Consider the following 20919-nt stretch of genomic DNA (forward strand, 5'->3'; position numbering starts at 1 on the left):
GCCCTGCTCCGCGCTACTCGGGGCGGCCGAAGCGGTGGGCGGCCCAGAGCAGGGTGAGCGTGCCCAGCGCGAGCAGCAGCCCGGCCTCCAGCGGCAGCGGGGGCGGGCCGCCCGCCCACTCGGGGCCGCCGACGGCCGTCTGCCCGGGGACGCGCAGGGAGACGCAGCGGCGCAGCAGGTCCACGCCGTACGCGAGGGGGTTCACGGTGGCCAGGGCGCGGGCCCAGCCCGGCAGGGAGTCCAGCGGGAAGAAGGCACCGGACAGGAAGAGCAGCGGCATCATCAGCAGGCTGAGCAGGGTGTGGAAGGTCTCCGGGGCGCGCAGCGTGACCGCGAGCGCCAGGGCGAGGGCGGTGATCGCGAAGGAGGCGAGCAGCATCCCGCCGAGGAGCAGCAGCAGGAGGACCGGGTCGTACGGCAGGCCGACCGGGCCGGCCAGGCAGAGCAGCACGGCGCCCTGGGCGGCGGCGACGACGGTGCCGCCCGCGCAGCTGCCGAGGAGCAGGGTGGAACGGCTGACCGGGGCCATGAGGAGCTCGCGGAGGTAGCCGCTCTGGCGGTCGGTGATCAGCCGGATGCCGACCATGATCGCGGGGGTCTGCACCGTCATGATGAGCATGCCGGGGAAGAGGTACGTCTGGTAGCCGGTGCCCAGGGACGCCTGCGGGATCAGGGCGGCGAGGCCGCCGCCGAGGGCGAAGAGGTAGAGCACCGGCTGGAGCAGGACGAGCGCGGTGTGGGAGCGCTGGCAGGCCAGCCGCAGGAGGTCGCGCTGGACCAGGGCGTGCACCGCCCGCAGCTCCTGGCGCAGCCGGGGCGCGTCGCCCCGGCCGGTGGCGGCGGGCCGCAGGGTGACGGCGCTCATCGGGCTCCTCCGGGGGCGGCCGGGGCGGGCTGCATGCTGCGGCCGGTGTGGTGGAAGAACACGTCGTCCAGCGTGGGCGGGGTGGCGGAGGCGGCGTGCACGGCGATGCCGTGGGCCGCGAGGGCGGCGCACAGGCGCGGGATCCAGGTGCTGCCGTCGGGGACCCGCAGCCAGGTCCCCTCGGCGTCCGCGGTGACCGGGCGGTCCGGCGGGACGGCCGCCGCGACGATCTCGCGGGCGCGGGTGTCGTCGCCGGTGCGCAGCACCACCCGGTCGTCGCCGATGGCGGCCTTGAGCGCGTGCGGGGTGCCCTGGGCGACGAGCCGCCCCTGGTCGATGATCGCGATGCGGTCGCAGTTCTCCGCCTCGTCCAGGTAGTGCGTGGTGACGAAGAGGGTGCTGCCCTGCCGGTCGCGGAGCTCCCGCAGGTGCTCCCAGATCTGCGCGCGGGCGTGCGGGTCGAGCCCGGTGGTCGGCTCGTCCAGGAACAGCACGCTCGGGGAGTGCAGCAGCTGGCGGGCGATCTCCAGGCGGCGCCTCATGCCGCCGGACAGGGCGCGTACGGGGGAACGGCGCCGGTCGGCGAGGCCGGCGGGTTCGAGCACCTCGGCGGTGCGACGGCGGACCTCGCGGCGGCTCAGCCCGTAGAGGCGGGCGTGTACGCGCAGGTTCTGCTCGACCGTCAGGTCCGGGTCGAGGGCGCTGTGCTGGAAGAGGATGCCGACCTGGCGGCGCACGTCGTGCGGCCGGGTGGACACGTCGAAGCCGGCCACGGTGGCATGACCGGAGGTGGGGCGGGCGAGCGCGCACAGCAGGGAGATGGTCGTGGACTTCCCGGCTCCGTTGGGGCCGAGGAAGGCGAAGATCTCGCCCTTGCGCACGTCGAGGTCGAGGCCGCGCACGGCGTCGACGGCGGTGCCGTCGGGGCCGGGGTAGCTCTTGACGAGGCCGCGGGTCCGGACGGCCGGCTCGGTGCCGGGCTCCGGGGGGCGGCCGGGGGTGCGGGCGGCGGCGGGGGCTCCGGTCAGGAGGGCGGTCGCCGCGCCGTCGTCGTCACCGGCGGTTGGCTGCATGGGGTCTCGTCCTCACCGTCGGCTGCGTCGGGCTCGTGGGGTCCGTCGGGTTCCGCGCGCGGATCCCGCTCCGGCCGGCGGCTGCCACGGGGCGCCGCCGGCCGGAGGGGAGAGGCCGCTACGCGCAGCTGATGCCGATACAGATGGTGTTGAGCACCGTCAGCAGGCCGACGCACGCGCACGTTCCGCTGAACGAGTCGCCGTCGACGCCGACCGGCTCGGTCTCCGGAAGGGCGTGCAGGTGGGCCAGCAGCTCGAAGTCCTGGTTCTCCATGACATTCTCCTTCTCTTCTGACTCTTCTGAGGTGGGCGGCGGGGTGTCCCCCGTCGCTCAGACCGGCTGCTGGATCATCCAGTGCCGGGGCTCGGTGTGGCGGGTCCTCAGGAGGAACGCGAGGATTCCCGCGGACCCGTCGCTCCAGCTCGTCGAGACGTCCCCGTACTCGTTGGGGAAGACGACGTGGCTGCCGCGGTGGGTGCGTTCGGACACGATCAGGCGGGCCAGCTCGCCGGCCATCACCCGGTAGGCGGGGTCGCCGGTGGCCTCGGCCAGATCGAGGAGGTAGTCGCCGTTGCCGGCGAGGCCGTGACACTGGGTCAGGGCGGCGCGGGAGGCGCGCTCGGTCACGGCCTGGGCGCCGGCCCGGACGAGGGCGCCGTAGCGCTCGTCGCCGGTGGACCGCCAGAGGCGGACGAGGAAGGAGCCGATGCCGGCGGAGCCGTGGCACCAGTACGGCGCGGTGGGCACGTCCGTCTCCTGGGCCGGCCACTGGGCGGCGCCGCCGATGGTGACGGCGTGGGCCACCAGGTGTTCGCCGGCCGCGACCGCGTACGCGTGGTGCTCGGGGCTCTTGGTGACGGCGGCGGCCTCCAGCAGGAAGCAGCCGATGCCGGAGCTGCCGTGGGCGAAGCCCAGATACCGCTTTCCGGCCTCCGCGACGACGGCTTCGGCGGGCACCGGCCAGCTCGCCCCGGACGGCGTCGTCCGGGCGGCGGCGACCAGCCGGTCGGCGGCCTCGGCGACCCGCTCCGCGAACCGGGGGTCGCCGGTGCGGTGCCACAGGTGGGCGGCGGCCATGCCGCTGCCGGCCGAGCCGTGGGTGATGTCGTGGCTGGGGGTCAGGTCCTGGGGGGCGAGCGCCAGGGCCAGGGCGTGGTCGACCAGCGCGGGCTCGTCGACGGCGCGGCCGGCCTCGTACAGCGCCCAGGCGGTGCCGCGTCCGCCGAAGTGGAGGCCGGGGCGGGTGGAGCGGGTGTGGGTGCGGTCGGCGATCCAGCGGCCGGCGGCGGAGATCACCCCCGGCAGGCGGTCGTCGCCAGTGACCTCGAAGTACCGGGTGAGCACGGCCAGGACACCGGCCGCGCCCTGCTGCACGGTGCAGGCGTCGGTCTCCCCCGCCTTGGTGGACACGGGCCACAGGCGTACGTCGTCGTCCGGGTCCATGGTGTCGACGAGGTGCCGCACGATCCCGGCGATGACGGCGTCCGTCGCCTCGTCGTCGGAGGCCGAGGAAGCCGAGGACGCCGAGGAAGCGGCGGGGGCCGCGGAGGCCCGGGCGGCCGTGGCCGGGAGGGCCGGGCCGTCGGCGGTCGCCTCGGCCCCGCCCGTACAGCTCTCGCGGAGCGCGTCACGGGCCCCGGCCGGGGTCCAGCGGGCGGCCGGTTCGTCGCGCATCAGGCCGAGGACCGCGGCGCGCAGGGACTCGGAGAGTCCGAGCGGTGCGGCGCAGGCGTCGAGCCAGGCGGCGAGCCGGGTCTCGGCCGGGCGGTCGGCGGGCTCCTCCTCCAGCAGGTTCGGGACCTTGCCGGTGAGGACGAAGCAGAGGGTGGCGCCGAGGCTGTAGTAGTCGCCGGTCGGGGAGACCGGTGCGTCGGCGAGGCGCTCGGGCGGGCTGAAGCCGGGGGTGCCGACCCGGGTGGGCAGGGCCTCGTCGTCGGCGAGGACGGCGAGCTCCAGGTCGATGAGGCGCAGCGCGCCGTCGGGGCGGACCATCACGTTGGCCGGGGTGAAGTCGCGGAGCACGCAGCCCTGGGCGTGGGCGGCCTCGACGAGCTCGACGAGCCGTCCGGCCTGGGCGAGGGCGTCCTCGTGGTAGCGGGCGGCGCCGACGTCGCGGAAGTGCTCGGCGACCCAGGTGCGCAGCGGGATCCCCGGCACCTCCTCCTGGGCGAGGAACAGGTGCCCGCCGACCTCGAACATCGCCAGCGGCTCCGGCGCGAGGCCGGTGCCCCTGAGCTTCTCCAGGGTGCGGGCCTCGGCGCGCAGCCAGTCGCGGACGTCGCCGCCGGCGGCGTCGGCCTCCACGTGCGGCCGGGTCTCCTTGAGGACGACGGGGGCGCCGGTCCCGGTGTCGGTGCCTCGGTAGACGCCGCCCTTGTTGGTCTGCCGGATGGCCTCGTGGACCGAGAACCGGCCGCCGAGGAGCACCGGGCGCTTCGCCGCCTCCTCCTTGGGGGGCGCGACCGGCACGGTGTCGGGGAAGGGGCTGACGGCCCAGTCCGGCGGGGCGTACTCCCCGCTGCGCCGGTCCTCCACGGGGTTGCCGTCCGGGTCCTCGATGTACCACACCATCAGGCCCTCGTCGGAGAGCCGCCGTCGGCCGACGAAGGCGCCGTAGCGGTAGTGGACCAGGCTGTTCGGGGCGTAGGGCCGGTCGGAGAGGATCCGGGGACCGGCGAGGCCCTCGGTGGCCGTGTGGAGGTCCTGGGCGAGGCGGGCCGCGTCGGCGTCGGAGGCGGGGTAGACGGTGATGAACTTGCCCGAGCTGCCGCGGGGCGTGGCGCGGGTGTTGAGCGCGCCGACCTGCTCCAGGGAGCGGGCGAACTTGAACACGGAGGTCTCGCGCAGCAGCACCTCCAGGGCCTTCGCGAGCACGGCCGGCGCGGAGGCGGCCGTCGCCGACACGTGCAGCTTCCAGCCCTGGGCGCGTCCGGTGGCCGAGAGCGGTGCCACCCGGCACCAGTTCTCGTCGGACTCGCTCGTCCAGCTCTCGTTCCGCTCCATGGCGCTCAGCGCGCCATGGAGCAGGAGCTCCAGCTCGGACTCGGTGGCCTGCGTCGTCATGCCCATCCCTCTCAACGGGTGAGAACCGCTGGGAGGGAGCGTGCCCCGACGTTCTTGTCATACCAACACACTCGCCACTGGATTCACTTGATTCGACGAGCGCACGCGTTTCCTGTGCCACCTTGTGGTGCGACCGCGTGAAGAGAGCGCGCGACAGCGCACTATGGGGCGCACTTGGTTCAGCGCACTCCCTCCCAGAGGGCGCGTTCGCGGGCGCGCGGGTCCTCCACCTGCACGGCTCCCCGGGCGCCGAACTCCATCGTCGTGCGGCGCTCGGGGGTGTACGGGGCCCAGCCGGGGTCCCCGGTCTCCGCGAAGCGGACCCACGCCCCGTGCACGGCGTCCGCGAGCTCCTGGGGCGGCCGGTCGCCGAGCAGAGCGGCGTAGGCCGGGTCGTGGAGGCGGTCGAAGACGAAGGGCAGTTCGAGAGCGTGGCAGGCTCCGAGCGTCCCGCCGAACCGGGGCGAGCGCCAGGCGAACTCGTACAGGTACGAGCCGGGGACGGCCTCGGCGAGCCGGACGGCGGGGATCCGGTAGAACCAGTCCGTCGCGACGGCGTCGAGGAGCGCGCCCGGGGAGGCGCCGGGCCGCCGGGCCGCGTAGACGGGCAGGGCGGTGTCAGGGTCGAGCCCGTAGGCCCTGGTCAGGGCGGTGAGCGTGGCCCCGGGCAGGACGTCGAGGCGTCCGGTGGGGACCAGGAAGAGCCGGTACTCCTCGCGGTTGGAGCCGATCAGCAGGTCGATCCCGAGCTCGGGCCCGGGGAGCGCGGGCGCGGCCCCGACCGGCTCGAACGGCATCATGTCGAGCGCCGCCTCGCCCCACAGGGCCGGGTCGGGGCGGGCGTTCACCTCGCCTCTCAACTCGGCCTGGGCGGGCAGGAGTTCGTCAAGGGGGACGGCGGCGAAGGAGGCCGGGTCCGGGGTGATGCCGAGCTTGTGGGCGAGGCGGGCGGCGATCAGCTCGGCGGAGGCCGGGCGCAGGCGGTGGTGGCAGGCCCCGGACTGGAGGACGGCGCGCCGGAACAGGCCCCGGGCGGCCGGTTCGGTGAGCAGCGTGCCGATGCTCATGGCGCCGGCCGACTCGCCGAAGACGGTGACCCGGTCCGGGTCGCCGCCGAAGCCCGCGATGTTGTCCCGGACCCAGCTCAGGGCGGCGATCTGGTCGAGCAGGCCTCGGTTGTCGGGGTGGCCGGGGAGCCGCAGGAAGCCGTCGGCGCCGAGCCGGTAGTTGAGGGTGACGCAGACGACGCCGTCGCGGGCGAAGGCGGCGCCGTCGTACGCCGGGAGCGAGCCGGCCCCGTTGGTGAACGCCCCGCCGTGCAGCCACACCATGACGGGCAGTCCGGCGCCGCGCTCGGGTGCGGGGGTCCACACGTTCAGGTTGAGGCAGTCCTCACCGGTCGCGGTGGAGTCCGGGATGAGCGCGTCGAAGGGGGGCGCGTAGGGGGCGTGCGGCGGAGTCGGGCCGAAGGCGGTGGCGTCGCGCACGCCCGTCCAGGACGCGGGCGGGGCGGGCGGGCGGAAGCGGAGGGCGCCGAAGGGCGGGGCCGCGTAGGGCAGGCCGAGGAAGGCGGTCACCCCGTCGGGCAGGGAGCGGCCCCGGACCGCCCCCTGCCGGGTGGTGCGTACGGTCATGCCGACAGGACCTCGGTGAGCGCCGCGCCGAACTCCTCGGGGCGTTCGAGGTGGACGGCGTGGCCGGCGCCCGCGACGGCGACCTCGCGGACGCTGCCGCCGGCCGCCGCGTACCGGTCGAGGACGTGCCGGGTCTGGGCGATCATCGGCTGCGCGGGGGTGCCGTCCCAGCCGGGCACGGCGCCGACGGAGCCGAGGTGGGCGAGGTCGAACAGGGAGGCGTCGGCGACGATCACGTCGTCCTCGCCCCGGATCCACAGCACCGGCGGCTTCGGTTCGACCAGGTGCAGGTCGTCGACGCGGAAGTGGACGGGGGCCAGGCAGTTGAGCACCCCCCGGCCACCGGGCGCGACACCGGGCCAGGAGGCGGACGGGGTGCTGTCGCCGGGGTAGTGGTCGTCGCCGGTGCGGGTGGTCAGCATGGCCTCGACATAGGTGTCCTCGTGCGCGGGGCGCAGCGGCGGCCTGACGTAGCAGCTCGCGAGGACGGCGCGCGGGGAGAGCGGGGAGTCCTCGCCCCGGTCGCCCTCGGCGAGCAGGCGCACGAACTCGGGGTTAGCGGTGCCGCCGCCCGATCCGGCGCCGTCCGGGGAGTTGAGGGTGCCCTCGGGGCCGCTGGTGCCGCCGAAGCCGTACGGGGAGACGGGGTTGACCAGGGACAGCGAGCGGACGGCGGCCGGGCGGTCGCGCAGGAACTGCATGACCACCCCGCCGCCCATGGACCAGCCGACCAGGTGGGCGCTGTCGAGGCCGAGGGCGGCGAGGAGCGCGGCGAGGTCGTCGGCGTAGTCCCGGACGCCCCGGGTGGCGTCGACGGGCAGCGGGTCGGTGCCGCCGAAGCCGCGCAGGTCCACGGCGATGGGGCGGTAGCGGTCGGGGAGCGCGGTGAGGCTGGTGTGCCAGAAAGCGGAGGTGGAGACGTTGCCGTGGACGAAGAGGACGGGTTCGCCCTCGTCGCGGAGGTCGGTGATCTGCTGGGTGAGCCGCGCGGTGGCGACGCGGCGGGTGCGGAGCGCGTTCATGTCGGGTCCTTCAGGAGAGCCAGGCGGCGATCTGGGCGGCGGCCGTGGTGTGCCATCCCAGTTCGAGGTGGTTGGCGGCGGCGACGGTGGCCTTGCCGCCGACGGTGGGGATGCCGGTGGTGTCGAGGGCGCTCGCGGTGAAGACGACTCCGTCGCTCGGGCCCCGGTTCTCGTTGAAGATGCCGACGATGTCGGCGGAGCCGCCCGCCAGCAGGTACGTGGTGACGGAGGCGGGCACGCCCGCGCTGTGCAGCGGGGCGATGAGCGACCCCGCGTCGATGGCCGCCTGGATGCCGCCGCCGGCGGTGTAGAAGCCCTGGCCGCCGTAGTAGGTCGTGTACCAGTCCTGGGCGGCGCCGTCGACTCCGTAGACGCCGTCCCAGCGGGCCAGCATCTGGCGCTGGCCGGGGTAGTCGTCCCGGCCGCCGGAGGGGGTGAACGAGAACTCCGGGTGGGCGGTGTAGAGGCCGTAGCAGGTCATGTGGGAGTGCGGGGAGGGCGCGTTGACCTTGCCGCCGCACTCGGGCCAGATGGAGAAGTCGTGGGCCCAGCCGTGCGCGTACGGGTAGTCGTAGCCGCCGTTCGGGCCGCCGACCGTGATCAGGCGGCGCACGTCACCGGCGTACGCGCGCCCCCAGGCCGGCTTGACGGACGACACGTACGCCCGGGTGGACATCTCGCCCTTGCTCCAGCCGACCAGGTCCACCTGGGTGACGCCGAGCCTGGCCTTGACGAGGGCGACGGCGTCGCCGACGACCTGCGCCTGCATCAGGTTGTCGCCCTGCTTGTGGGCGAAGCCGACGGCGAAGACGCGGTGGCCGCGCGCGGAGAGGTACTGCATGAGGCCGGTGGACGGGCAGCTCGCGGCGCCGCAGCCGTAGCCGCCGGACTCGCCGGGGTTGGCCCAGGCGCGGTCGGCGGTGTCGTTCGCGCCGTGCACGAGGAGGACGGGGGTGGTGCGGTCGCCGGTGTCCCAGCCGGGCGCGGAGTAGAGGAGGAACCTCCCGGACGAGGGGCGGGCGGCGCCGCCGAAGTAGGTGACGCGCACCCCGTCCTGGTCGCCCCGGCCGTCCGCCGGGAAGCCCTCGGCGCGGAAGCCGGGGGTGGTGTCGGCGTAGCGCTCGACCCGGCTCCAGCCGTTGGTGACGGTCCCGGCGCCGTAGCTCGCCTCCAGGGTGAGGTACGCGGGCGGGGCGGCGGCACCCGCCGTCCGCCCGGCCGCGGTGGCGGCGACGGCTCCCGCTCCGTTTCCGGCGGCGGGTGCCCCCGCCGGGGCGGCTCCGGCGGTGGCGGGTGGTCCCGCCCATGCCGCCGCGAGGACCCCCGCCACCGCCATGGCGCGCGCGGCCCGCGCCCACCGGCCCTGCCCCAGGCTCCGTCTTCCGGCCATGTCCGGCCTCTTCCCCGGTCGTGCGCCCGCGGCGCGTCCGCCCGGTGCCGCCCCGGCACCGGGTGGGGACACGCTAGGCGGGCGCCACGACACGCGGGCATGGCGCCGCCCCACACAAAGGGAGCCGCCGGCATGGCGGCTCCCTCCACCTTCCGGTCCTCAGACGAGCCAGGGCCGCCACACCGGGGGCCGCCCGGTCATCCCGCCCCAGAACTCGGCCTCCGCCTTCCACGCGGTCACGGCGAGCGCGAGCCGCCCGTCCTGCTCCCGGCGCCGCGCGTGGGCCCCGGTCTCCTCCTTGATCCGGTTGTGGTTCCGCTCCCGCAGCTCCTGCACGGTGTCCTCCGTGAAGCGGTCCCGGGGGAACTTCGCGGAGGACTCGGTGCCGTCCGCCCGCACGAAGACCAGGGAGAGGAACCTCCGCGGCGCGTCGATGCGGACCTCCGTCAGCCCGACCAGCCGCAGCCGCAGCTCGACCACGTCGGGCCCGTCGGCGGACGGACCGTCGGGCCCCTCCGGCCCGCCCGCTCCCCCGGGCCGCCGCTTGTACAGCCGCACCCGCGCGGGGCGTCCGTACGGAGTGTCCCGGCTCAGCCGCCGGACCGGAACACCCTCAGATCGCGGACCTCGTACGCCATCTCGCGGGTGCCCGGGTCGGGGGCCGGGTGGTAGCGGCCGGCGCAGACCGAGAGGTTGACGATCAGGTACGCGTGCCAGCTCCGGCCCACGCCCCGCCGGTCGTCGAAGACCTCCTCGGCGTCGAGCGCCCAGGTGACCGAGCGGGCCCCGAAGTCGACGCGCAGGTCGATCCAGCCGCCCGGCCGGACGGCGGCGGAGCGGTGGTAGCGGTGGGTGTTGCGGACGTGGTTGGTGAGTTCGAGGAGGTCGGGATTGTCGGGGTGGTACTCGAAGACGTCCACCTCCTGGCCGCCGTCGCGCCAGGTCCAGATCGCCGGCCAGGCGCCCGTCTCCTCGGGGAGCCGGACCCGCGCCTCCAGGGTGTCGCCGGTGCGGACCTGAAAGCCCTCGCGGCTGCCCTCCGTGGTCAGCAGGCCGGTGTCCCAGAGCCCGTCGCGCCGCCGGGTGGCGCGGAACACCCCGCCTCGGCTGTACGCCGGGTCGTCGACCAGGTGGTCCAGTTTGTTGTCGCCCGGGTTCACCGGGCCCCCGTTGGGATAGGCCCAGCTCCGGCCGGCGACCCATTGGTCGGGCGAGCTGAAGTCCGCGGTGAAGACGGGTTCCTCGGGCGACGGCCAGGTGGACATGCGCGCTCCCTCACATCGGCTGCCGGTGGTTCTGCCGCAGTTGTGCCCAGCGGACCCGGACCGATGCGGAATCGCTCACTCCTGTCCGGTAGTCGCCACGCCCGGCGCCTCGGACCGGCGGTCCCGGGGCGTCCTCGCCGGGGCGACGACGATCAGGACGTCCTGCCGCGACCAGCTCCGCACGCCGTCCTTCGGCGGGTTGAGCAGCGGGACCCGGGTGTCGCCCGGCCGGTAGCCGAGCGCGGTGGCGCCCCGCCGCCCGGCGGCCTCGACGAGCGCGGCGAACGACGCCTCCGTCCCGGCGGGCACGTAGTCGGTGACGGGGCGGAGCCGGACCGCGTCGCCGTCCGGGGAGAACAGCTCGCCGAAGGCCGCGGCCAGTTCGGCGGTGCCCGAGATCTGGGCCAGCAGCAGTCCGACGAGCCGGCCGCCGACGACGAGGTCGGTACCGGGGCCGACCGGGGCGAGCGGCCGGTGCCGGGACTCGGTCAGCTCGGCCACGACCGGGACCGCCGGCCCCGGCCCTCGCGCGGCGGCCCGCAGCCGCAGCAGGGAGACCAGGGCGTGCTCGTCGGGATCGGGGTGCCCGTCGGGCCCGCCGAGCACGAGCACGGCGTCGGCCGAGGGGAGCGCCGCGACGGGCTCCGCCGGGGCGGCCTCGCGGTCGAGGGCGCGGTCCGGGTCCAGGTCCCCGTCGGGGTAACGGTCGTGGTCTGGGTCCGGGTCCCGGTCCAGGCCCCGGTCGTGGTCCGGGTCCCGGTCCCGGCCCAGGCCCAGGCCCCGGTCCAGGTCCCGGTCCAGGTCCCGGTCCCGGTCCCGATCCCGGTCCGCCGGACCGTCCTCGCGGAGCGGCTCCCAGCCCTGCCGGGCGAGGGCGGCGACGATCTCCGGGCCCCGCCGGTTCCAGCCGAGGACCAGGACGCGGCGGGACGCTCGGGCCCGGTTCCGCGCGCGCGGCACCGGAGGCGGGGGCGGGGCCGGTGCGGGGGCCGCCGTCCAGGTCGGCGGGGCGGCGTCCTCGGCGAGGACGACGACGGCGTCGCCGGGGCGCAGCACCGTACGCGGCGGCGGATTGAGGAGCGGGGTGCCGTCCGGGCGTACGACACCGAGGACGCAGGCGTCCGCGCAGGCCGCCCGGAGCTCGGCGAAGGTGCGCCCGACGAGCCCGGGAACGCGGTGGACGTGCAGCTCGGCGCCGGCGAAGTCGAGCAGGTCCTCCAGGACGGGCGCGAGACCGGGTTCCGCCACGCACTGCACGAGGGCGCGGGCGGCGATGCCGTCGACGTCGAGGACGACCGCGCCCGGCCCGGCGGCGAGCCGCGCGGTGCCGAGGTGGCGGGTCCGCCGGACCGCCGCCACGATCCGCACCGGGCGCGCGTCGCCGACCACGGCCCGTACCGCCAGCAGTGTCTTCACCACCTGGGCGTCGCCCTCGGGGGTGTCCAGCGGCAGCACCACGACCGTCCCGGCGGCGGCCGGTCCGACCCGGGCCAGGGCCGCCGGGTCGCCGGGGCGGCCCCGGCGGCAGAGCAGCCGGACCCGGCGGGCCCCGGCCGCGGTGGCCACCGCCCGTAACTCCCGTTCCATCTCGGGCTTGTCGCGGTCCGCGAGGACGACGACGGCGCCCCGGCGCCGCTGGGCGTGCGAGGCGAGGAGTTCGGCGACCAGCGTCGGGGTCTGCTCGGACCAGCCGAGGACGAGGGTGTGGCCGCGCTCGACGACGGTGGACTGGCCCCGGTGGAGCTCGGTCAGCCGGTCGGTGAAGGCGGTGGTGACCAGCCCGACGAGGGTGGAGACGTACAGCAGGGAGACCAGAGCGAGCAGGACGGAGAGCGCGATCCGCAGCGGCGGGCCGACCTCGCCGCCGAGCCGGAGGGTCTGGCCCACGGTGCGCCACACGCTCGCGAGCTTGCCCTGGAAGGTGACGGGCGAGCCGGCGTCGGTCCAGACGAGGAGGGCGCTCGCCGGAGCCACGACGGCGAGGCAGACCAGCGCCAGCCAGCCCGCGGCGGCGGTCATGCCCTTCACCACGGTCCGGTCGATCCAGTACCGCGTCCGGTCCCGCAACGGCGGGTCGGGCCGGGCCCGGGCGGGGGCAGACGGGGGCGGGACGGCCGCGGGGCGGCTCGTCCGCTGGGGCGGGACCGTGGACCGGCGCTCCTTACGCACCCCAGCAGGGTGACGCCGGCACCGGGGCGAAACGCCATCGTCGGCCGCCATTCATCCTTTCGGGCAGGCGGCCGGGTGTCAGGCGTTCGAGCCGTGTGCGCCGGGGCGCTCCCCCGGCGCCGCCGGGCCGGTCCGGCCGCTCCGCCGGTGGGCGGGGCGGGGCCGGCCGGCCCGGAGCGGGGGTCACCGGCGGAGGGCGACCGCCGCCTGGTGGCCGGAGGGTACGGCGACGTCGGCGAGGTACCAGCCCGCCGGGGCGGCCGGGACGGCGCCGGAGCCGACGTACTCGGCCGAGGGGTCGGCGCCGAGCCCGACGCCGGTGCCCTTCAGATACGCCTCCTTGCGGGTCCACACCCGGGCGAAGGCGGCCGGGCGCAGCTCGGCGGCGAGGGCGTCCAGTTCGGCGGACTCGTCGGGGTGCAGGACCTCGGCGAGCTCGCCGACCAGGTGCGGGGCGGGGACGCGTTCGATGTCCACGCCGACCGGGGTGGTGGCGACGGCGATCAGGCTCAGCCCCTCGCAGTGGGAGAGCGAGAAGTGCAGCCGCCCGTCCGGGAGCACCGGCCGCCCGTGCGGCTCGCCGCAGCAGGGGCAGGGCGCCCGTTCGACGGTGACGCCCCGGGGCGCGACGCCGAGGTGGGCGCCGAGCAGCCGGCGCAGCCCGACGTGCGCGCAGAGGTAGGTGGCCCGGTCCCCCGGCCGCCGGAACTCCCCGGCCTTGGCGAGCTCCTGCGCGTCGAGGACGAGGGAGGCGTAGCGGGCGGCGCTGTCCTCGTGGGTCTCGGTGGCGACCAGCCAGAGCTCGGGCCGGCCGGCCCGTGGCCCGGGGGGCAGCACCGGCGCCGAGGGCAGCACCGGGAGCGGGGAGGGACGGAGGAGTACGGGCCCGGGGGCGGCCGGCAGACCGGCTGGGGGTACGTACAGGTGAACGGAGGGGACGGAGGGGGCGGCCGGTTCGGGCCCGGGCCCGGGGGCGTACAGGGTGGGCGGTGGTGCGGGGGTCTGCGGGGTCATGTCTGCCTGCCTCACACGGACGTGGCGGTGGTCTCCGGTGCGGTACGGACGCGGTCCTCGGCGCGCTCCTCGGCGGCCTTCCCGGTGGTGCCGGCGCGCAGGGCGAAGGCGGCGGCGATCGGGGAGACGAGGGCGAGGCAGGCGCACAGGAGCCAGGTCCCGGTCACCCCGAGGTGGAGCGAGAGCGGGGTGAAGACGGCCAGGGAGAGCGGCGCGGCGCCGACCCCGGACAGGGCGAAGGTGGACATCGCGGCGCCCATCCGGCCCTCGGGGACGGCCTGCTGATAGGCCGTCACCAGGGCGGGGCCGTTGAGGCCGGCGAGCAGGCCGACGACGGCGGCGGCCGCGGCCAGCAGGCCCGGCGAGGGCACGAGGGCCATCGCGCCCATGCCGAGGCCGAGGCCGGTGCCGGTCACCACGAGCTTGAGGTGGGTGGGGATGCGGTGGGCGAGCGCGGCGCCGAGCGCGGCCGAGGCGAGCGCGCCGGCGCTGAAGGCGGCGAGGACGAAGGCGACGGCGCCGACACCCCAGCCCTGGTCGGAGGCGCGCAGCGGCAGCGCGACCTCGGCGGGCCACAGGAAGGCGAGGTCCATCGCGAAGCAGGCCACGAACATCCAGCGCAGCCTCGGGTGGGCGGCCAGCAGCCGGAAGCCGTCGCCGGAGCGGCGCAGCAGCGAGGGGCCGCCGGGGGCCTGGGTCTCGGGCCGCTTCATGCCGTGGGTGACGTGGGCGGCGCAGCCGAGCCAGAGGGCGCAGCAGAGGGCGGCGGCGGTCATCGCGCCGGGCAGTCCGCCGACGACGACGAGCCAGGCGCCGAGCGGGGAGCCGGCGATCGGGGCGAGGCGCAGCACCATGGAGAAGAGGGAGTTGGCGCGGCCCAGGTGCTCCTGCGGGGCCAGGTGGGGCAGCAGGACGCCCGAGGCGGGTCCGGTGAGGCCGAGCAGCACGCCGTCGACGAGGGCGATGACGATCAGCGGCCACAGGGTGGGGGTGGTGGCGGTGACGGCGACGCCCGCGACGAGGACGAGGACGCGCAGGCTGGTGGCGCGCAGCAGGAGGGCGCGCGGGCCGAGGAGGTCGGTCAGGGCGCCGCCGAAGAGGAGGAGCAGGGCGCGCGGCAGGGTCGCGGAGAGGGTGACGGCGGTGACGGCGCCTCGGCCGCCGAGCTGGACGGCGGTCCAGCTCATGGCGATGAGGAGCGCGAAGCTGCCCGCCTGGACGGCGGCCTGGCCGACGACGAGGCTGCTGATGCGGCGCCAGTCGACGGCGGGGGCGGGCGGATCGGCGAGGGGCGTGGCCATGGGGTCGGCTTTCTGTGGGCGGGTACGGGGCGGATGCCGGGCGCGTGCGGGGCGGATGCCGGGTTGGGTGTCGGCTGGGGGCGCGCTGGTGCCGGGTGGGGTGCGGGCCGGGTGGGTGGCGCCGTCGTGGGCGGGGGCCGGGCGGGCCCCCTGCGGCTGCGGTGGGTCAGCGGTGCGGGCGGGCGGTACGCGGTGCGGACGGGCGGTCGGTCGGTCGCGGGCGGTACGCGGTGCGGGCGGGCGGTGGTCCGGGCGGTCAGTGGTGCGGGTGGACGCGGGGGTGGGTGGTGAGGGTGCGGGGGGTGCCGTGGAGGGTGGCGGCGACCGCGAGGGCGACCGCGCGGCCGGTGGCCCGGCGCAGGGCGCGGGGGGCGAGGCCCCGGGGCGCGTGGAGTTCGACGTGGCCGCCCAGGTAGCCGCGGCCCGCCTCGGCGAGGACGCGCTGCGCGGTGGTCCGGACGGCGCCGTCGAGCCCGTACGGCAGCGGGGCGCGGCCGGCGGCGGCGCCGACGGTGACGCCGGGGGTCTCCCGCACCGAGAAGCGGGCGCGCACGGTGCGGGAGGCCCGGCGGCGGGGCGGCCTCAGCACGGGACCGCTCCCTGGGCCGGGTCCCAGAGGTCGTCCGGGGCCAGGGCGGCGGGCGCGTACTTGCCGAGGGCGCTGATCAGCAGCCGGAGTTCGAGGGCGAGGGCCTCGGCGAGGCGCTCCAGGCCGTGCTCGGGGTCCTCGTCGACGGCGACGAGCGCGGCGCGGCCGAGCCCGACGGCGCCGGCCCCGAGGGCGAGGGCGCGGAGGGCCCGGCCGCCCTCCCAGACGCCGCCGCTGGCGAGCAGGCAGCCTTCGGGGCGTCCGATCCTGCGCAGGCACTCGGCGAGCGGCAGGCCGACCTGGTCCATGAAGACCCCGGGCGCCCAGCCGGTGCCGCCCTCGGCGCCGTCGACGGTGACGGCGTCGGCGCCGGCCGCCCAGGCGGTGCGGGCGGCGTGCGCGACGTCCCGGCCGGGGTGGAACTTCACCCAGGTGCGGGCCTTGGGGAAGTTGTTGCGCATGAAGCGGAGCTGCTGACGGAGGATCTCCTCGGTGAAGGTGCCGGGGGTGGCGCAGCGCAGCACCTTCGGCGCGTCGGCGCCGAAGACCTCGCGGACGGTGAAGCGGCGGGCGAGCTGCTCGCCCTCGGCGCGGCCGACGACGGTCATGCCGCCGAGTCCGGGCTTGGCGCCCTGACCGGTCTTCAGTTCGAAGGCGAGCCGCCCGGTCTCCAGGAGGGGACGGAAGGCGGGGTCGCTGTAGAGGAGGTTCCACACCTCGGAGTCGGCGTCCTCGGTGGACTGCTGGACGACGATGCCGCCGACGCCGTCGGGCGCGGCCTCCAGGTAGGCCTCGACGCGGGCGCGCAGCGCGGAGCGGGTGGCTTCGCCGGCCTTGCGGTAGCCGTGGACGGGGACCATGTTCTCGCCGATGACCATCGGGATGCCGAGGCGGGCGGCCTGGCGGCTGGCGTGGACGGCGAGGTCGCCGCTGCCGGCCCGGGTGGAGCCGAAGGCGGAGAGGTAGAGCGGCAGCCGGGCGGTGAAGCCGCCGACCCGGGAGGTGAGGTCGACGTCGCCGAACTCGGGCTCGCGGGCCAGGTCGATCAGCTTTTCGAGCCGCTCCGGCATGAAGACGGGCGGGACGATCCGGGTGCGGTCCAGGGCGTCCCCGCCGGGGGCGGCGGGGGCCGGGCCGAAGAGCCGGGCGCCGTAGGCGGCGGGGTCCGGGAAGACGGCGGCGGTGCCGGTCCTGGCCCGGGCCCGTACCTGCTCCTCGGGGAAGCCGGGAGCGGCGAGGGCGGCGGCTCCGGCGGGACCCGGGGCCATCGCCGGGGCGGTCGCGGGGACCGGGACCGGGAGCTGCGGGGTGCGCGGGGCGGGGGCCGGGGCGAAGGGGCCGGCCGGCTCCACGGCGGCGAGCACGTCGGGAATCATCGTGGTCACGGGGTCACCACACCGGGGAGCTTCGGGTAGGCGCTGACCTGCCACAGGGCGTCGAAGCCGGTGAGGAAGCGCACCAGCCGCTGGAGGCCCATGCCGAAGCCGGCGCTGGCCGGGATGCCCTCGCGGGCCTCCTTCAGGTACCAGGCGTACTTGGCGGGGTTCTCGCCGCTCTCGCGCATCCGGGTGACGAGGGTGGCGTAGTCGGCCTCGCGCTCGCTGCCGGAGACCAGCTCGCCGTAGCCGTGCGGCGCGATCAGGTCGAAGTTGCGGAGCACGCCGGGACGTTCGGGGTCCTCGCGGTCGTAGAAGCCGCGCGAGCCCTTGGGGTAGTCGTCGACGAAGAAGGGGCGGTCGCTCTCCAGGGACAGGATGCGCTCACCGGTCCAGTCGATCTCGCCGTCGGGGTTCTGCGGGTGCCCGAGGGACAGCAGCCGGGAGACGGCCTCGTCGTGGGTGCGCACGTCGTACTTCCCGGCGCGGATGTCGGCGAAGTCGGCCTCCATGCGGCCGAGTCCGGTGAGGACGTCGGGGATCGTGGTCCAGACGTGCTCGGTGACGTGGCTGAGGAGCCCGGCGGCGATCTCCTGCGCCTGCTCGCGGCTCGCGTCGGCGATCTCGACGTCGATCTGGTGGAACTCGACCAGGTGCCGGCCGGTGGTGGCGGTCTCCTCGGGCTCCACGCGGACGTTGGGGGCGATGTAGAAGAGCCGGGGGAAGCCGCGCAGGGACGCCTGCTTGTAGAGGATGGCGCTGGTCATCAGCTTGTACGGGTGCCCGTAGTAGTCGACGTCGAGCGCCTTGGCGCCCCGGCCGCCCGGGTCGGTGACGGGACCGACGAGCGGCGGCAGCAGCTCGGTGAAGCCCTGGCCGCGCAGGTAGTCGCGGGCGCCCTGGAGGGCCTCCTGCTGGACGGTCATGGCGGCCCGCAGCCCGGACGAGCGCAGGTGCTCGCCGAGCGGGGGCGGGGTGGCCGGGGCGGCGGCGGAGGGTGCGGGCAGATCCATGGCGGGGCTCCTGGTCTCGTGGCGACGGAGGGTGCGGGTGTGCGAAGCGATCGGGGAGAGGGGGCGTACGGGACGTACGGGACGGGGTGCGGCTCGGGGCCGTCAGACCGGCAGCGGGCGGGGCTCCTCCCGGCCGGGTCCGGCCGCGTCGGTGCCGAGGGCGTCGCCCGGGGGGCGGTCGTAGCGGTCGGCGACGTGGCGGAGGGCGGTCAGCAGGCCCGCCGAGGTGAGCGGGCTCGCGTCGGCGGCGCGGTCGGGGCGCAGCGGCATGGCGCCGGTGTGCGACCAGCCGAGGCGCCCCGAGGGGTCGATGAAGCCTCGGGAGCCGCCGGCGTTGTCGGGGTGGAGGCAGAAGGGGACGTCGAGCAGGCCGCGGGCGAAGGCGGCGGGCAGGGCGCGGGCGAGGTCGGTGTCGAGGTCGAGGACGGTCTCGACGAGGGCGCGGGCCTCCCGGTAGACCTCGCCGTCCCCGGGGGCCGCGTCCGGGTCGGGGGCGCCCGCGAGCGCGGCGGCGGCAGCGGCGGTCTCCAGGGCGCGCACGTTCTCGTCGACGGTGGGGATCCGGTGGGCCTCGGCGGCGGTCTTGACGATGAGGCGGCCGGCTCCGGAGCGGACGGCGAGACGGGCGGAGGCTTCCAGGAGGCGCAGGGCGCCGCTCTCGGTGCGGGGGTAGACGCCCATGTACGTGTAGAGGACGACGTGGCGTTCGACGTCGGCGGGCAGGAGTTCGGCGGCGAGCCGGCGCAGGGCGCGCACGGCCTCCTCGTCCTGGGCGGCGTCGGTCTGCTGGGCGTAGCTGAGCGAGACGCTGCGCAGGCCGTGCTGGGCGAAGAAGAGGCATTCGAGGACGCTCATGGCGACGAGCAGCGAGGGCGGGCAGAGCTGCCCGAGCAGGCAGCCGCCGAAGCTCTCCAGGTGGGTGGCCGGGCCGTGCTCGGCGAGGAGTTCGCAGGCGCGGACCCAGGCGTCGACGGAGTCGCGCAGCGGGGTGCGTCCGTAGGGCAGGCAGTAGGAGACGGGGCCGCCCTCGGTGGCGTCGAGTCCGGCGGCGGTGAGGGCGCGGATGATGGGCTCGGGGCGGGCGGAGCCGTGCCGGACCTGGACCGGGAAGTCGGGGCCGCGCAGTCCGGCGAGGACGGCGCGGGTGGTGTCCGCGGAGTGGGCGGCGATGGGGTAGCCGTTGAGGCGTGCGCCGCCGTCGGCGACGGCGGCGCGGGCGGCGGCGAGGGCGCCGACCCGGGTGTAGCTGTCGACGGTGAGGGTGCCGGCGGTGTGGGCGGTGGCGGCGCGGACGCGGGAGAGGCCGGAGCGCATCAGCTCCGGGTCGCCGACGCCCATGCGGGGCTGGACGACGAGCCGGCCGGCCGCGGAGGCGGCGGCGACGAAGGCCCCGAATCCGGCGGGGGCGGGGGCGGTCACGCCGGGACCTCCTTGCGGGCGCCCGCGGCGAGGAAGACGCGCAGGGCGTCGAGGTCGTCGCCGAGGACGGCGTCGCAGCCGGCGTCCAGCAGGCGGCGGACCTCCTCGTCCTGGCGGCGGCCGACGACGCCCAGCTTGCCGCCGAGCGCCACCGGCAGGGCGGCGAGGGCGGGTTCGGCGCGGAGCGCGCGGACGGCGTCCAGGCCGTCGCGGTAACCGTGCCCGTTGACGCTGCTGAGCACGACCGCGTCGGGGGCGTGCCGCCGGCAGGCGTCGGCGAGCAGCTCGGGGTCGACGCAGGGGCCGAGTCCGACGACCTCGTGGCCGTGCTCCTCCAGGAAGAGCCGGAGGTACACGAGATTCCAGGTATGGGAATCCGAGGCGGTTCCGCTCAGGAGAATCTTCATGTCTGAAGAATAGATTTTCGGAGGTTCCGGAAGGGGAAGTCAGAGCGGCAGCAACGACCGGCACTTTCCCTTTCGGTTGGGGCTCTAAAAAGGGCATGGAAAAGGCGCCGCGCCCCGCTGCGGATGCGGGGCGCGGCGCCTTCGGGGCGGGCGGTCTCAGGGTCAGGCGTACTGCGCGACGAGGCTGCGCGGACGGATGTCGGTCCAGTTCACCGTGATGAACTCCAGGGCCTCGCCCCGCTCACCGGGGCCCCACTGGCTGGTCCAGCCGGCCGGGACGGCGGCGAAGGACGGCCACAGGGAGTGCTGGCCCTCGTCGTTGACGACGACGTGGAAGGTGCCTTCGGCGTTGTCGAACGGGTTGACGGAATCGCTCATGACTGAGTCCTCATTTCCTTCTTCTGGAGCGCGGAGAGCTTCTCCGCGAGAATGTTTCCGATGTGTGCGAGTGGTTCCGGTTCGGCCATCTGGAGATGTCCGCATTCAACGGTGTGGTTTTCGATGATTCCTTCGGTGAAGGGAATCCAGGTGGCGGCGAGGGCGCCTTCCGGCTCGCCGCTCCTGCGGGCGGTGAAGAACAGCAGGTCGGTGTCGGCGACGCCGGGCACGTGCCGGGACATGAGGCCCGCGTGGGTTTCCGAGGCGCGCAGCACGGCCCGCAGCTCGGTGGCGGTGAAGCCGGCCAGGACGGGGTCCTCGCGGCGGACGCGCTCCATCGCCTCGGCGAGGTCGGCGGGCGGTTCCCCGGCCGCGCGCTCCCCGGCGGCGCGCTCCTCGGGCGGCAGGACGGAGACGCTGCCGGGCCCGGTCTGGTGGACGTCCATGAGGGCGAGCAGTTCGACCCGCTCCCCCGCCTCCCGGAGGCGTACGGCGACGGTGTGGGCGACGATGCCGCCGAAGGACCAGCCGAGCAGCCGGTAGGGGCCCCAGGGCTGGATCTCGCGGATCCGCTCCAGGTAGGCGTCGGCCATCTCCCCGACGTCGGCGGGCCGGTGGCCGGGGTCGCTGAGCGAGCGGGCCTGGAGGGCGTAGAGCGGCTGGTCGTCGCCGAGGTGCCGGGCGAGGCCCGCGTAGGCCCAGCCGACGCCGGTGCCGGGGTGGACGCAGAACAGCGGGCGGCGGGTGCCCCGGGTGGCGAGCGGGAGCAGCACCCCGAGCGCGGAGGCGTCGCCGCCGCCGTCGCCGTCGTCGGCCGAGCCGAGGAGCCCGGCGGGGGTGGGTGTGCGGAACAGGTCGCGGACGGTGCGCTCGACGCCGAGGACGCCGCGCATCCGGTTGACCAGGCGGACGCCGAGGAGGGAGTGGCCGCCGAGGGTGA

19 protein-coding genes are annotated in these 20919 nt (G+C 76.1%); all 19 read right to left on the reverse strand.

Annotated elements, in window-relative coordinates; genetic code table 11:
- Positions 1-13 precede the first annotated feature (13 nt).
- Positions 14-865 (reverse strand): ABC transporter permease, encoded by an 852-nt coding sequence (locus ACZ6J5_RS33070; protein ID WP_469397621.1) that lies wholly within the window; start codon positions 863-865, stop codon positions 14-16.
- Positions 862-1938 (reverse strand): ABC transporter ATP-binding protein, encoded by a 1077-nt coding sequence (locus tag ACZ6J5_RS33075; RefSeq protein WP_469397622.1) that lies wholly within the window; start codon positions 1936-1938, stop codon positions 862-864. Before ACZ6J5_RS33075 ends, ACZ6J5_RS33070 begins: the two co-directional genes overlap by 4 nt.
- A gap of 118 nt (positions 1939-2056) precedes the next feature.
- Complete coding sequence (locus tag ACZ6J5_RS33080; RefSeq protein ID WP_362484325.1) at positions 2057-2212, reverse strand: VenA family class IV lanthipeptide; 156 nt, start codon at positions 2210-2212, stop codon at positions 2057-2059.
- Positions 2213-2269: 57 nt separating this feature from the next.
- A complete protein-coding gene (lanL, locus tag ACZ6J5_RS33085) occupies positions 2270-5002 on the reverse strand; it encodes a class IV lanthionine synthetase LanL (protein WP_469397623.1) in 2733 nt (910 codons plus the stop codon).
- 179 nt (positions 5003-5181) lie between these two features.
- Positions 5182-6636 carry a carboxylesterase/lipase family protein gene (locus ACZ6J5_RS33090; protein WP_469397624.1) on the reverse strand — a complete coding sequence of 485 codons (1455 nt, stop codon included), beginning with the start codon at positions 6634-6636 and terminating at the stop codon, positions 5182-5184.
- On the reverse strand, positions 6633-7658 hold the full coding sequence (locus tag ACZ6J5_RS33095) for an alpha/beta fold hydrolase (RefSeq protein ID WP_469397625.1): 1026 nt from the start codon (positions 7656-7658) through the stop codon (positions 6633-6635). Before ACZ6J5_RS33095 ends, ACZ6J5_RS33090 begins: the two co-directional genes overlap by 4 nt.
- 10 nt (positions 7659-7668) lie before the next feature.
- On the reverse strand, positions 7669-9048 hold the full coding sequence (locus ACZ6J5_RS33100) for an esterase/lipase family protein (RefSeq protein WP_469397626.1): 1380 nt from the start codon (positions 9046-9048) through the stop codon (positions 7669-7671).
- Positions 9049-9207: 159 nt separating this feature from the next.
- Positions 9208-9606: a hypothetical protein gene (locus ACZ6J5_RS33105; RefSeq protein WP_469397627.1), complete on the reverse strand. Its 399-nt coding sequence runs from the start codon at positions 9604-9606 to the stop codon at positions 9208-9210.
- Between the two features lie 32 nt (positions 9607-9638).
- Positions 9639-10313 (reverse strand): LamG domain-containing protein, encoded by a 675-nt coding sequence (locus ACZ6J5_RS33110; RefSeq protein ID WP_469397629.1) that lies wholly within the window; start codon positions 10311-10313, stop codon positions 9639-9641.
- Positions 10314-10388: 75 nt separating this feature from the next.
- On the reverse strand, positions 10389-12482 hold the full coding sequence (locus ACZ6J5_RS33115) for a CASTOR/POLLUX-related putative ion channel (RefSeq protein WP_469397631.1): 2094 nt from the start codon (positions 12480-12482) through the stop codon (positions 10389-10391).
- 183 nt (positions 12483-12665) lie between these two features.
- Positions 12666-13496, reverse strand: a complete 831-nt coding sequence (locus ACZ6J5_RS33120; RefSeq protein WP_469397632.1) for a 4'-phosphopantetheinyl transferase family protein — start codon at positions 13494-13496, stop codon at positions 12666-12668.
- A gap of 11 nt (positions 13497-13507) precedes the next feature.
- Positions 13508-14797, reverse strand: a complete 1290-nt coding sequence (locus tag ACZ6J5_RS33125; RefSeq protein WP_469397633.1) for an MFS transporter — start codon at positions 14795-14797, stop codon at positions 13508-13510.
- 256 nt (positions 14798-15053) lie between these two features.
- Positions 15054-15386 (reverse strand): hypothetical protein, encoded by a 333-nt coding sequence (locus ACZ6J5_RS33130; RefSeq protein WP_469397634.1) that lies wholly within the window; start codon positions 15384-15386, stop codon positions 15054-15056.
- Positions 15380-16654 carry a glutamate synthase-related protein gene (locus tag ACZ6J5_RS33135; RefSeq protein ID WP_469397640.1) on the reverse strand — a complete coding sequence of 425 codons (1275 nt, stop codon included), beginning with the start codon at positions 16652-16654 and terminating at the stop codon, positions 15380-15382. The genes ACZ6J5_RS33130 and ACZ6J5_RS33135 overlap by 7 nt, the downstream gene beginning before the upstream one ends.
- A gap of 113 nt (positions 16655-16767) precedes the next feature.
- Positions 16768-17775 (reverse strand): asparagine synthetase A, encoded by a 1008-nt coding sequence (locus tag ACZ6J5_RS33140; protein ID WP_469397635.1) that lies wholly within the window; start codon positions 17773-17775, stop codon positions 16768-16770.
- A gap of 102 nt (positions 17776-17877) precedes the next feature.
- Positions 17878-19194 carry a methylaspartate mutase gene (locus ACZ6J5_RS33145; protein ID WP_469397636.1) on the reverse strand — a complete coding sequence of 439 codons (1317 nt, stop codon included), beginning with the start codon at positions 19192-19194 and terminating at the stop codon, positions 17878-17880.
- Positions 19191-19601 carry a cobalamin B12-binding domain-containing protein gene (locus ACZ6J5_RS33150; protein WP_469397637.1) on the reverse strand — a complete coding sequence of 137 codons (411 nt, stop codon included), beginning with the start codon at positions 19599-19601 and terminating at the stop codon, positions 19191-19193. The genes ACZ6J5_RS33145 and ACZ6J5_RS33150 overlap by 4 nt, the downstream gene beginning before the upstream one ends.
- Before the next feature lie 162 nt (positions 19602-19763).
- Positions 19764-19979, reverse strand: coding sequence for an MbtH family protein (locus ACZ6J5_RS33155; protein ID WP_362473981.1), 216 nt, complete (start codon positions 19977-19979; stop codon positions 19764-19766).
- Positions 19976-20919: thioesterase domain-containing protein (locus tag ACZ6J5_RS33160; RefSeq protein WP_469397638.1), on the reverse strand; the 944-nt coding region annotated here is incomplete at its 5' end. The genes ACZ6J5_RS33160 and ACZ6J5_RS33155, both read right to left, overlap by 4 nt.

Source organism: Streptomyces sp. NPDC042100, assembly GCF_055582325.1.